The following is a 12,528-nucleotide window of genomic DNA, read 5'->3' as shown; positions in this document are numbered from 1 at the left end:
AGTGACGGAGGAATTTATGAATGTAAATCAGATTGTACGGATTATTCCTACTTTAAAAGTTAATAATAGAAAATTAAATGAAACATTTTATATTGAAACCCTTGGTATGAAGGTCTTGTTAGAGGAGTCAGCCTTTCTGTCACTAGGTGATCAAACAGGTCTTGAGAAGCTGGTTTTGGAAGAAGCTCCCAGTATGCGTACTCGTAAGGTAGAGGGAAGAAAAAAACTGGCCAGATTGATTATCAAGGTGGAAAATCCCTTGGAAATCGAAGGACTCTTATCTAAGACAGATTCGATTCATCGATTATATAAGGGGCAAAATGGCTACGCTTTTGAAATTTTTTCACCAGAAGATGATTTGATTTTGATTCATGCGGAAGATGACAGAGCAAGTCTAGTAGAAGTAGGAGAAAAGCCAGAATTTCAAACAGATCTGGAGTCAATTTCTTTAAGTAAATTTGAAATTTCTATGGAATTACACCTCCCAACGGATGTAGATAGTTTCTTGGAACTATCTGAGATTGTGCCATCACTTGATTTTATACCAGCTCAGGGGCAAGATTTGACTGTGGATAATACGGTTACTTGGGACTTATCTATGCTCAAGTTCTTGGTCAATGAACTAGATATAGCAAGTCTTCGCCAGAAGTTTGAGTCTACCGAATATTTTATTCCTAAGTCTGAAAAATTCTTCCTTGGTAAAGATCGAAATAATGTTGAATTGTGGTTTGAAGAAGTATGAAGTGGACCAAGATTATTAAGAAAATAGAAGAACAAATCGAGGCAGGGATCTATCCCGGAGCCTCTTTTGTGTATTTTAAGGACCATAAATGGACAGAGTTCTATTTAGGCCAGAGTGACCCAGAGCATGGCTTGCAGACAGAGGCAGGACTAGTTTATGACCTAGCCAGTGTCAGCAAAGTTGTTGGCGTTGGCACCGTTTTTACTTTTTTGTGGGAAAAAGGTCAATTAGATATTGACAGACCAGTAACAGATTTTTTACCTGAGAGTGATTATCCAGACATCACTATTCGCCAGCTCTTAACTCACGCTACAGATCTTGATCCTTTTATTCCCAATCGTGATCTTTTAACAGCTTCTGAATTAAAGGAAGCGATGTTTCATCTCAAGAGACGAAGTCAACCAGCCTTTCTTTATTCGGATGTCCATTTTTTGCTGTTGGGTTTTATTTTGGAAAGAATCTTTGATCAAGATTTGGATGTGATTTTACAAGAACAAGTCTGGAAACCGTGGGGAATGACGGAAACCCAATTTGGACCTGTTGAGCTTGCTGTTCCAACCGTCAGAGGTGTAGAGGCAGGTCTGGTACATGATCCCAAGGCTCGTCTCTTGGGCAGACATACTGGTAGTGCTGGTTTATTTTCGACTGTAAAGGATTTACAAATCTTTTTAGAACACTATTTAGCAGATGATTTTGCAAGAGATTTGAGTAAAAATTTTTCTCCTTTGGATGACAAGGAACGTTCTTTGGCATGGAATTTGGAAGGAGATTGGCTAGACCATACGGGCTATACAGGTACCTTTATCATGTGGAATCGTCAGAAGCAAGAAGCGGCTATTTTCCTATCGAATCGTACCTATGAAAAGGATGAGAGAGCTCAATGGATTTTGGATCGCAATCAAGTGATGGACTTGATTCGTAAAGAAGAGTAAGGAGAGACATGTCAAACAGTTTAAAAGGGACTTTATTAACAGTTGTGGCTGGGATTGCTTGGGGCTTGTCAGGAACGAGTGGCCAATACCTGATGGCACACGGAATTTCGGCTCTGGTTTTGACCAACTTGCGCCTTTTAATCGCTGGTGGGATTCTCGTGCTCTTGGCTTATGCTACTGCAAAGGATAAAATGCTGGCCTTTTTAAAGGATAGAAAGAGTTTGCTGTCTCTTCTTATTTTTGCTCTAATTGGTCTCTTCCTCAATCAATTTGCCTATCTAACTGCTATTCAGGAAACCAATGCAGGTACTGCAACAGTGCTTCAGTATGTTTGTCCTGTCGGAATTTTGATTTATAGCTGTATCAAGGATAAGGTGGCTCCGATGCTAGGAGAAATTATTTCCATCATATTAGCCATTGGAGGGACCTTCCTGATCGCCACTCATGGGCAGTTGGACCAGTTATCTATGACACCTGCAGGCCTGTTCTGGGGTCTCTTTTCTGCCTTGACTTATGCACTTTATATCATTTTGCCCATAGCCCTGATTAAGAAGTGGGGGAGCAGTTTGGTCATTGGTGTGGGAATGGTCATAGCAGGTTTGGTCGCCCTTCCTTTTACAGGGGTTCTACAGGCCAATATACCGACCAGTCTTGATTTTCTCCTTGCTTTTGCAGGTATTATCCTTATCGGGACTGTCTTTGCCTATACAGCCTTTCTAAAAGGAGCCAGTCTGATTGGGCCGGTCAAGTCAAGTTTGTTGGCTTCAATTGAGCCAATTTCGGCTGTTTTCTTTGCCTTCCTAATCATGAATGAACAATTTTATCCCATTGATTTTCTTGGTATGACAATGATTTTAATTGCAGTAACTCTGATTTCTTTGAAAGATTTACTCTTAGAAAAATAAAAAGACTCTTTGTCCGTGACAGAGAGTTTTTTGCATAGTATTTTATACTCAATGAAAATCAAAGAGCAAAATAGGAAACTAGCCGCAGGCTGCTCAAAGCACTGCTTTGAGGTTGTAGATAAGACTGACAAAGTCAGTCACATATATAATCCAAGGTGACGTTGACGCGGTTTGAATTTGATTTTCGAAGAGTATTAATTATTTTCAAGATAAAATTCAAAACGTTCGCCTACATATTGACTTTTTACGTATTCAAAAGCAGTACCATCTTCTAGGTAAGAAACCTGAGTCAGACCAAGAATAGCATGTCCTTTTTCAACTTCTAAATAGTGGGCAATCTTTTCTTTAGCGAGGCGAGCATAGATGGTCTGCTGTGATTTACCGATACGGTAGCCGTGTTTTTGTAGGGTTTGGAAGAAATGACTGGTGATTTCTTCTTTTTTAAAGTTCCTAATGAATTTTTCAGGAATAGAAGCAACTTCATAAACCAGAGGAACATTGTCGGCATAGCGAACACGTTCCATTCGGATAATGTTTTCGGTTGGAGAAATTCCTAACTTAGCAACTTCTTGCTCATTGGGAATGGTTTTTCTGTAGGAAATGAGTTGGCTAGAGGGAACTTTACCTTGGGCCTTAACAATTTCAGTAAAACTGGTTGTCCCTCGCATCTTTTCTTGTACTCGAGTACTGGAAACAAAGGTGCCGCTTCCTACACGACGCTCTAAAACGCCTTCTTCGACTAATAGAGATACAGCTTGGCGAAGGGTCATACGACTGACCTCAAACTGCTCTGCTAAATCTCGTTCACTAGGAAGCCTCTCCCCAATAGCCCAACGATGCTCGTCAATATCCTTTTTAATCTGATCATGGATTTTCATATAAGCGGGTAGCATATTTTTCACTTCATTTCTATCTTTTCTCTATTGTACCCTAATAAACTAGAAAAAGTCAAACTTCTCCTTGTTTAGTTGGTAATTCGCCCTTATTTGTGATAGAATATTGAAAAAAGATATTTCTTTTGAGAAAGGAAAAAGATGAGCAACATTTCAACTGATTTGCAAGATGTAGAAAAAATCATCGTATTGGACTATGGTAGCCAATACAACCAGCTGATTTCACGCCGTATCCGTGAGATTGGTGTTTTTTCAGAACTAAAAAGCCATAAAATTTCAGCTGCTGAAGTTCGTGAAATCAATCCTGTAGGAATTATCCTTTCAGGTGGTCCAAACTCTGTATACGAAGATGGTTCATTTGATATTGACCCAGAAATCTTCGAACTCGGAATTCCTATTTTGGGAATCTGTTATGGTATGCAGTTATTGACCCATAAACTTGGAGGAAAAGTTGTTCCTGCAGGTGACGCTGGGAATCGTGAATACGGTCAATCAACTCTTACTCATACACCATCAGCTCTTTTTGAATCAACACCAGACGAGCAGACTGTTTTGATGAGCCATGGTGATGCGGTTACTGAGATTCCTGCTGACTTTGTTCGTACAGGTACATCAGCTGACTGCCCATACGCAGCCATCGAAAACCCAGATAAACACATTTACGGTATCCAATTCCACCCAGAAGTTCGTCATTCTGTATACGGAAATGATATCCTTCGTAACTTTGCCCTTAAGATCTGTAAGGCTAAAGGCGACTGGTCAATGGATAACTTCATCGATATGCAGATCCAAAAAATCCGTGAAACAGTCGGTGATAAACGTGTCCTTCTTGGTCTATCAGGTGGAGTTGACTCATCTGTCGTTGGGGTTCTTCTCCAAAAGGCTATTGGCGATCAATTGATCTGTATCTTCGTAGACCACGGTCTTCTTCGTAAAGGTGAAGCAGATCAAGTTATGGACATGCTTGGTGGTAAGTTTGGTTTGAATATCGTCAAAGCAGACGCTGCTAAACGTTTCCTTGACAAACTTGCTGGCGTTTCTGACCCTGAACAAAAACGTAAAATCATTGGTAATGAGTTTGTGTATGTATTCGATGACGAAGCAAGCAAGCTCAAAGATGTGAAATTTCTTGCTCAAGGTACGCTTTACACCGACGTGATCGAGTCTGGTACGGATACAGCTCAAACTATCAAGTCGCACCACAACGTGGGTGGTCTTCCAGAAGACATGCAATTTGAATTGATTGAACCACTCAACACTCTTTATAAAGATGAAGTTCGTGCCCTTGGTACAGAGCTTGGTATGCCAGACCATATTGTATGGCGCCAACCATTCCCAGGACCAGGACTTGCTATCCGTGTCATGGGTGAAATCACTGAAGAGAAACTTGAAACTGTTCGTGAATCAGATGCTATCCTTCGTGAGGAAATTGCTAAAGCTGGTCTTGACCGCGATATCTGGCAATACTTCACAGTTAATACAGGTGTTCGTTCAGTTGGTGTTATGGGTGACGGTCGTACGTATGACTATACAATTGCAATCCGTGCCATCACCTCTATTGATGGTATGACTGCTGATTTTGCCAAAATTCCTTGGGATGTCCTTCAAAAAATCTCAGTACGTATCGTAAATGAAGTAGATCACGTTAACCGTATCGTCTACGATATTACAAGTAAACCACCTGCAACAGTTGAGTGGGAATAAGAAAAATTACAATAAAAAGGCTTTGAAATCAATGTTTCAGAGCCTTTAATTAAATAATCGCAAACAATTCGCAAACAAAGGAGAAATAAGATGTGTGATGATATTTTTATTAAAACAATTATTGAAAAATTACCTAAAATAGATGATAAAAACGCTTGGGACTTACTTGGTTTTGTAAATGAAAAGAAAGAAGTTTTCCCATTTGGAAATGATTCAAAAATAATAGGACGATTATTTGAAGTGATAGTATATCCATATTTGCTTGAAGTTGCAGAGGAGTTAGGATATAAGTTGTTTGAATCTGAAAAGCAGACAGTCTATCCAGATTTTTATTTCTTGAAACCTGATAAGAAAAGAATTGCACTTGATATTAAAACAACTTATCGACAATTTGATAAACAAGGTCAAATTAAAGAGTTCAATTTTACAGCTGGAAGTTTTACTAGTTACTTAAGAAATGGAACTAAAAATATTGATGGTAATTATAGTGAATATGATAAGCATTATATTCTAGGTTTTCTATATTCAAGGAATGAAAGTGCAAGTATTAGAAAGGTTAATTTAGAATCAGAAGACATTTCTTCAATAGTACCAGCTTATAAAGATGTAGAATATTTTGTTCAAGAAAAATATAAAGTAGCTGGTACAAGTAAAGGAAGTGGAAATACAGATAACATTGGAACCTTTAAATCTAAAATAATTAAGGATTTTCAAGATGGTAATGGTCCTTTTAGTAAATTAGGGAACGACCTTTTCCATATTTATTGGGAAAATTTTCCTAAATATAAAGATTCTCAAGAAGTAAAAGATAAACTCTTTAATAACTTAGAGACATTTACAGAGTGGGGAAAAGAAACTAAACAATTATCAACCGAACAATTAACACGACTTGAAAAATATTTATCAGTTGAAACAAATAAAGAATGTGAATAATAAAAAAAGGATACACTTTGTATCCTTTTTTATTTAGAATAATAGAATTTGTTGTTGTTCGTGATAAACTTCTTCTAAATTCAAATGTTTTTCACTTATTACTAGGGCTTCTATCATTTTATTTCGATTAGATTCCTTTGCTCCTAAGTGATAAAAATGTTCAGTAGTTAACAACTTTCCATCCGTCCATTTTTCCATGTGGGTATTTTTTCTATACTGATTTTCGTACCACATACTAAAGGCGTATCCTGCTTTTCCTTTTTGAGTAAGTTCTGCGAGTAATGTCGCGTATTCTTCACTCCAAGAATCATAATATCCATCATATCGATCAATGTACGGAGGGTCTAAATAAACAAAGTCATTTTCTCCCATCATCTCAAATGCTTTAGTGAAAGGAATACAGATAAATTCCCAATCTTTACCCTTCATTATTTTTTCAATCCATGAAACTTGATTTACAATTTTTGTAATCAATGCTTTTTGAAATCTCTCTGGTTTTCGTCCAAAAGGAACATTATAATTACCTTTATTATTAAAACGTATCATTCCATTAAAATTGGAACGTTGTAAAAATAAAAAATCTAAAGAGCTATGTTCTTTATTAAATCTATCTCTAACTTCATAGTAATAAGATGTCTTATCAGCCGGAGTACTAGATAATTTAGTTGCTTCATTTTCTAAAAAAGTTCTAACTGTTTGAGCAGTAATCTTCTTTGATTGAATATCTTTGTAAAATTGAATGATATAGGGATTGGTGTCACTAAAAATAGCCTTCTGTGGTTCTAAATTAAAACCTACTACACCAGATCCCATAAATGGTTCAAAGTATGTTCCTTTACCATCCCACTTTATTGATTCAGCAATAAATGGAACTAATTTAGTTTTTATTCCTTGGATTTTAATAGGTGGTACTTTAGGTGTGATAATTTTTTTAGGTAACAATTGTAATTCTCCTCCCCTACTATATGTATTCTATTATAGCATTTTTTATACTTTTTTCTTCAAAAACTGATTATAAACTTCTCCTCTTCCTAAAATGTAAAGTTAAACGCATAAAATATTTAACACTACAAAAAATAGTCAAATAAATGCATTCTGCATTCAAAATTGGTCTAATCATTGTTAGTTCTCCTTTATATAATTTCAGTGTTGTAATTATTTCACGCCACTGTTATAAAATAAGTGTCGTGTTTTGTCGACACATAAAATTGAAATAAAAAAAATAGGCTTGAAGCCTAAATTTTTCCGTGACGCACTAAAAGAGAACCCCTCACTATCATTCTGATAACAAAAGAAGTGGTTACATAATTTGTTTCTGTATATAGAGGTAAAATCTTTTTTAACTCAGCAATATCATCAATAGTAGTTTGATTTACTTGTAAATCAGTTCGAGTTTTTGGGGCACTTCGTTCTTCAACTTGAGACCCAAATTTTAATACTTTATCCCAGTTTTGTTCAGCAGTAATTTTTTTAGAATCTAAATAAGCTTGATTTACGACAAACCCATTAGTAAGATGAAGATTATCAAATTCTCCAGTTGCTTTTATTTCTTTTTTTAGAGTATCGATGCTATTTCGTGTTTCTATTGCTAATCTGACAGCTAATCTCACTATCTCACCACCTTTTTTTACTAATACTATTATACAAAAAATGTTGTGTTTTTGCTACACATTAATTTCAACTCTGTAAACAATTTACAAATAACAGAAATTAATTTTAATAAATTCTTATAAAAATAACTGAGTATAAATCCTTAATTTCACACTATATCGAACCTTATCAATTTAGAAAACAGTTGAGTGGGAATAGTCATCTAAGAACTAATTTATATAGTATAACGGGCCAGTATCTTTGGATACTGGTTTTTGCTCTTTCCTAAACTTTTTGAATACTTGTTAAAACTGGGGTAATTTTCGATTGTTTAACAGTTATTATGCAAAGTCTAAAAGATTAGAATTGTCAAAACAATCTGTCTAGGCTTGATTTTATGGCTTATTTACTATAAAATGAGAAGGAAAAATGTCAAACTTTTATATTGCAAATAGGAGAAATTATGACAAAAACATTAAAACGTCCTGAGGTTTTATCACCTGCAGGGACTTTAGAGAAGCTAAAAGTAGCTGTTCAGTATGGGGCAGATGCTGTCTTTATCGGCGGTCAGGCCTATGGTCTTCGTAGCCGAGCAGGTAACTTTACCTTTGAACAGATGGAAGAAGGCGTCCAGTTTGCTGCCAAGTACGGTGCCAAGGTCTATGTAGCGGCTAATATGGTTATGCACGAAGGGAATGAAGAGGGAGCTGGTGAGTGGTTCCGTAAACTGCGTGATATCGGAATTGCGGCAGTTATTGTGTCTGACCCAGCCTTGATTATGATTGCAGCAACAGAAGCACCAGGTCTTGAAATCCATCTCTCTACCCAAGCAAGTGCCACTAACTATGAAACCCTTGAGTTCTGGAAAGAGCTAGGCTTAACACGTGTCGTTTTGGCGCGTGAGGTTTCAATGGAAGAATTAGCTGAAATTCGCAAACGTACAGATGTTGAGATTGAAGCCTTTGTCCACGGAGCCATGTGTATTTCTTACTCTGGGCGTTGTACTCTTTCAAACCACATGAGTATGCGTGATGCCAACCGTGGTGGTTGTTCTCAGTCTTGCCGTTGGAAATACGACCTTTACGATATGCCATTTGGGAAAGAACGTAAGAGCCTTAAGGGAGAGATTCCAGAAGAATTTTCAATGTCAGCCGTTGATATGTCTATGATTGACCATATTCCAGATATGATTGAAAATGGAGTGGACAGTCTTAAGATTGAAGGGCGTATGAAGTCTATTCACTACGTATCAACAGTAACCAACTGCTACAAGGCGGCTGTGGATGCCTATCTTGAAAGTCCTGAAAAGTTTGAATCTATCAAACAAGACTTGATTGATGAGATGTGGAAGGTTGCCCAACGTGAATTGGCAACAGGTTTTTACTATGGTACACCATCTGAAAATGAGCAGTTGTTTGGTGCTCGCCGTAAAATTCCTGAGTACAAGTTTGTTGCTGAAGTGGTTTCTTATGATGACGCAACACAAACAGCAACTATTCGTCAACGAAACGTCATTAACGAAGGCGATCAAGTTGAGTTTTATGGACCAGGTTTCCGTCATTTTGAAACTTATATTGAAGATTTGCACGATGCTAAAGGCAATAAAATCGACCGTGCTCCAAATCCAATGGAGCTATTGACTATTAAGGTGCCTCAACCTGTTCAAGCAGGAGACATGGTTCGTGCATTAAAAGAAGGACTCATCAATCTTTACAAAGAAGATGGAACTAGTGTCACAGTTCGAGCTTAATGTAGTTGTTTAGTTTTAAAAAATTATGCAAAGCTCCATATACAACACTTAAACGAGATTAAAGAATGGCGAAATCCCTTGATGTGCAAGGGATTAGCTGTCCTTTTTTATTTTTTAAGTGATAAAGTCGGAGCTTAGGTATCCAAAGCCTATCAAATTAAACAAAGAAGCGATGCCGTCGATATTTTGAAATTATATATTTAAACTAAAAACTCTCTATCTTTTTGTGGTAGAGAGTTTTTTTGTTAATAAAATTTTACAAAATGACATTTATATATTGCATTAAGTTAGATATATGATATAATGTTGTTAAAAAGAGGCGCAACTTTTTAAACTCAATAAGAATCAAAGAGCAAACAATGAATATTAATGGAGGAATAAAAAATGGAAGTTATAAATGTAAGTAAGCATTATGGCCATTCAATCATTCTCAAAGGTATAAATTTTGCACTTAATAAGGGTGAAATTGTTGGTCTAGTAGGGAGAAACGGAGTTGGTAAGAGTACATTGATGAAAATTCTTGTTCAGAATAATCAACCGACTGCAGGGAATATTATAAGTAGTGATAATGTTGGGTATTTAATCGAAGAACCAAAGTTATTTTTATCTAAAACAGGTTTAGAGAATTTAAAATATTTGTCAAATTTATATGGTGTTGACTACAATCAAGAAAGATTTGGGAGTTTGATTCAAGAGTTAGATTTGACTCAGTCTATTAATAAAAAAGTAAAGACCTATTCTTTGGGTACAAAACAAAAATTAGCTTTGCTTCTAACTCTCGTTACGGAACCTGATATATTGATTTTAGATGAACCGACTAATGGTTTAGATATTGAATCATCACAAATAGTTTTAGCGGTTCTAAAAAACTTAGCTTTAAGTGAAAATGTGGGAATTTTAATATCGAGTCATAAATTAGAAGATATTGAAGAAATTTGTGAGAGAGTTCTTTTCTTGGAGAACGGGCTTTTGACATTTCAAAAAGTAGGAAAAGATAGTCATAATTACTTGTTTGAGATAGCTTTCTCATCAGCTACAGATAGAGACATTTTCCTTACCAAACAAGAATTTGGGGATATTGTTCAGGAAGAGGGACTGAAAATTACTATGTCTGGGAATATTCAAAGTAGTGAGCTTTTTAAATTTTTTAACGAAAACTCTATTAAAGTAGTTGATTTTGAAACTAAAAAAGAGACGCTTAAAGATATTTATCTAAATCGTTCAAAATAAAGGAAGGTTATAATCATGAAATTAAATAAATTGAATTTTCTTAAGGAAAATATAAGAGATTTATATTCATCAGGCGTAATATATCTAGGATTGGTTATCTCGTTTATACCGCCTATACTGGTTACATTCTTTATTCTAAAGACTCAAGGGACATCACTTGGTATTAAGCATATTTCAAATTTTTATGCTATGCTCGGTATGTTAATGGCTGTTATACATGCTAACCGAATTATTAGCAGGGATTTTTCCCACAATACGATCAGTTTATTTTATAATCAACAGAAAAATCGGATGATTTACGTCTTGTCCAATTTTCTATATGCCATCTCAGTTTCCATTATCTATGCTTTGAATGGTATTGTGTTACTAGTCATCGTAAGTAAATTGGGTGTTCCAGGTGATTTAGGATTAGATTTTATTGTAGCCATTGTAGTCAATACAATTTTGTTAGTCCTATTTTATTTTCTATTATCTTACATTTTCTATTTATATAAATTGAAAAGTGGCTTGGTATTTGGTATTTTAGTAGCTTTACTACTCTTTGTCCCTAATATATTAAATACGATTATGATGAATACTAGTAATGATTTGTTTATCAAAGCGATTGAACTTCTTCCTTTTTATTCCTTACCTGTATTTGTTGCTTCAAATACGATGTCTATTAGTCAGTATCTTGTGGTAATCACTACAATCATTTTATTGTATTTTTTCACTCTCAAGAAAAGCAAGGAGTATTCATTTTAGTTTCATTTAGTATTATTTTGTAGACTTAAAATCTAGTAAAAAATCAGTCATCTTGCTATGCTCCTGCTCTTGCTGTTTACCACGTTTTTGACTTATACTAGACTCATTTCCAAAAGCATTATATAATAGTGATATGAAATCAACTAAATAAGAAATACAAGCAATCAAAACTCGCTTAAAAGACCCTACTAAAGCTAATACTAAACAAAAAATCAAATAGCAAACTAGGAAGTTTATTTCAAACAATCCAACATACTGATTTTAGGCTGAAGATAATATTGGAGTGCTAATTAATGAGGTTATAATAAATAGCTGACAGCTTGTGTTGGTTTTGGATTTTTTAAGAGTAGATGAGTATTAAAACTATAAGGAGGACGCAGGTGGCTAAAAATTTAAAATTAAAATTAGCTCGGATAGAGCTTGATTTAACACAAGGTCAACTGGCAGAGGCTGTGGGGGTGACGCGCCAGACTATAGGCTTGATAGAAGCAGGGAAATACAATCCTAGTCTCTCCCTTTGCCAGTCTATTTGCAGATGCTTAGGAAAAACTTTAGACCAACTATTTTGGGAGGAAGAAGATGGTAAATAAATTTATTCATTATCAATTACTTGACGAAAGAGAAGAACAACTAATCAATAAAGCTGGGGCAGAGTCTTTTTCACTCTTTATTGGGCTTGTACTTCTAAGCTATTTGGTGGCAGTGTTGGCTCCCTCTCTTTTTAATCCGAATTTTCTAGTCTATACCCTGATAGTAGGAATTTTCTTCTTTTTCAATCGTGCCCGTTATCTGGGAGTGACCTACTATAGTCGTTTTCATTTTACGATTTTGGGTTGTTTTTGTCTAACCTTGGCTATTACGGCTCTTTTGATGTTGCAGAATTATCAATTCAACATAGAAATTTATCAGTACAATCCTTTGAACGTTAAATACCTATCTGCTTGGGCGATTACTTATGTCATTTACCTTCCATGGGTCTTTATTGGCAATCTTGGTCTGAAGAGCTATGGTGAATGGGCTCAGAAAAAGTTTGAACAAGATATGGATGAACTAGAGAGTGGTGAATAGCTTGTTACTCTTTTCTCAATCCAGCTAAAATGTGATA

At 35.7% G+C, this 12,528-nt stretch carries 13 protein-coding genes; 10 read left to right on the top strand and 3 right to left on the bottom strand.

Features of this window, described 5'->3' with window-relative positions; genetic code table 11:
* Window positions 1-16 precede the first annotated feature (16 nt).
* Genes OVN23_RS01430 through OVN23_RS01420 form a run of 3 tightly spaced genes read left to right on the top strand, consistent with a single transcriptional unit; the run spans window position 17 to window position 2,579 of the window.
* Complete coding sequence (locus tag OVN23_RS01430) at window positions 17-742, top strand: CppA family protein (protein ID WP_173235036.1); 726 nt, start codon at window positions 17-19, stop codon at window positions 740-742.
* Window positions 739-1,674: a serine hydrolase domain-containing protein gene (locus OVN23_RS01425; protein ID WP_267240251.1), complete on the top strand. Its 936-nt coding sequence runs from the start codon at window positions 739-741 to the stop codon at window positions 1,672-1,674. Before OVN23_RS01430 ends, OVN23_RS01425 begins: the two co-directional genes overlap by 4 nt.
* Before the next feature lie 8 nt (window positions 1,675-1,682).
* The gene (locus tag OVN23_RS01420; protein ID WP_173235032.1) at window positions 1,683-2,579 is read left to right on the top strand and encodes a DMT family transporter; all 897 of its coding nucleotides are present in this window, start codon (window positions 1,683-1,685) and stop codon (window positions 2,577-2,579) included.
* 194 nt (window positions 2,580-2,773) lie between these two features.
* On the opposite strand, the gene OVN23_RS01415 is transcribed toward OVN23_RS01420, so the two are convergent.
* Window positions 2,774-3,472 (bottom strand): GntR family transcriptional regulator, encoded by a 699-nt coding sequence (locus tag OVN23_RS01415; RefSeq protein ID WP_173233293.1) that lies wholly within the window; start codon window positions 3,470-3,472, stop codon window positions 2,774-2,776.
* A gap of 141 nt (window positions 3,473-3,613) precedes the next feature.
* Here OVN23_RS01415 and guaA point away from each other — a divergent pair, with 141 nt between their 5' ends.
* Both guaA and OVN23_RS01405 read left to right on the top strand, forming a co-directional pair.
* Complete coding sequence (gene guaA, locus OVN23_RS01410) at window positions 3,614-5,176, top strand: glutamine-hydrolyzing GMP synthase (protein WP_173233295.1); 1,563 nt, start codon at window positions 3,614-3,616, stop codon at window positions 5,174-5,176.
* A gap of 90 nt (window positions 5,177-5,266) precedes the next feature.
* Complete coding sequence (locus OVN23_RS01405; RefSeq protein ID WP_173218675.1) at window positions 5,267-6,109, top strand: type II restriction endonuclease; 843 nt, start codon at window positions 5,267-5,269, stop codon at window positions 6,107-6,109.
* A gap of 33 nt (window positions 6,110-6,142) precedes the next feature.
* On the opposite strand, the gene OVN23_RS01400 is transcribed toward OVN23_RS01405, so the two are convergent.
* Entirely contained in the window at window positions 6,143-7,051 is a 909-nt protein-coding gene (locus OVN23_RS01400; RefSeq protein WP_173218676.1) for a Dam family site-specific DNA-(adenine-N6)-methyltransferase, read from the bottom strand.
* A 293-nt stretch (window positions 7,052-7,344) separates the two neighbouring features.
* Window positions 7,345-7,719, bottom strand: a complete 375-nt coding sequence (locus OVN23_RS01395; protein ID WP_173218677.1) for a hypothetical protein — start codon at window positions 7,717-7,719, stop codon at window positions 7,345-7,347.
* 443 nt (window positions 7,720-8,162) lie between these two features.
* On the opposite strand from OVN23_RS01395, the gene OVN23_RS01390 reads away from it, so the two are divergent.
* The 5 genes from OVN23_RS01390 (at window position 8,163) to OVN23_RS01370 (ending at window position 12,491) form a co-directional block, all read left to right on the top strand.
* Window positions 8,163-9,449, top strand: coding sequence for a peptidase U32 family protein (locus OVN23_RS01390; RefSeq protein ID WP_173218678.1), 1,287 nt, complete (start codon window positions 8,163-8,165; stop codon window positions 9,447-9,449).
* A gap of 384 nt (window positions 9,450-9,833) precedes the next feature.
* A complete protein-coding gene (locus OVN23_RS01385; protein ID WP_173218680.1) occupies window positions 9,834-10,679 on the top strand; it encodes an ABC transporter ATP-binding protein in 846 nt (281 codons plus the stop codon).
* 15 nt (window positions 10,680-10,694) lie between these two features.
* Complete coding sequence (locus OVN23_RS01380; RefSeq protein WP_173218682.1) at window positions 10,695-11,423, top strand: hypothetical protein; 729 nt, start codon at window positions 10,695-10,697, stop codon at window positions 11,421-11,423.
* 380 nt (window positions 11,424-11,803) lie between these two features.
* A complete protein-coding gene (locus tag OVN23_RS01375) occupies window positions 11,804-12,013 on the top strand; it encodes a helix-turn-helix transcriptional regulator (protein WP_049525060.1) in 210 nt (69 codons plus the stop codon).
* Window positions 12,003-12,491 carry a DUF6773 family protein gene (locus OVN23_RS01370; RefSeq protein ID WP_173218684.1) on the top strand — a complete coding sequence of 163 codons (489 nt, stop codon included), beginning with the start codon at window positions 12,003-12,005 and terminating at the stop codon, window positions 12,489-12,491. Before OVN23_RS01375 ends, OVN23_RS01370 begins: the two co-directional genes overlap by 11 nt.
* Window positions 12,492-12,528 lie beyond the last annotated feature (37 nt).

It is taken from the genome of Streptococcus sp. Marseille-Q6488 (assembly GCF_946902925.1).
GTDB lineage: Bacteria > Bacillota > Bacilli > Lactobacillales > Streptococcaceae > Streptococcus.
Note: the sequence above shows the minus strand (reverse complement) of the source record. Positions and strands in the feature narration are given on the sequence as shown.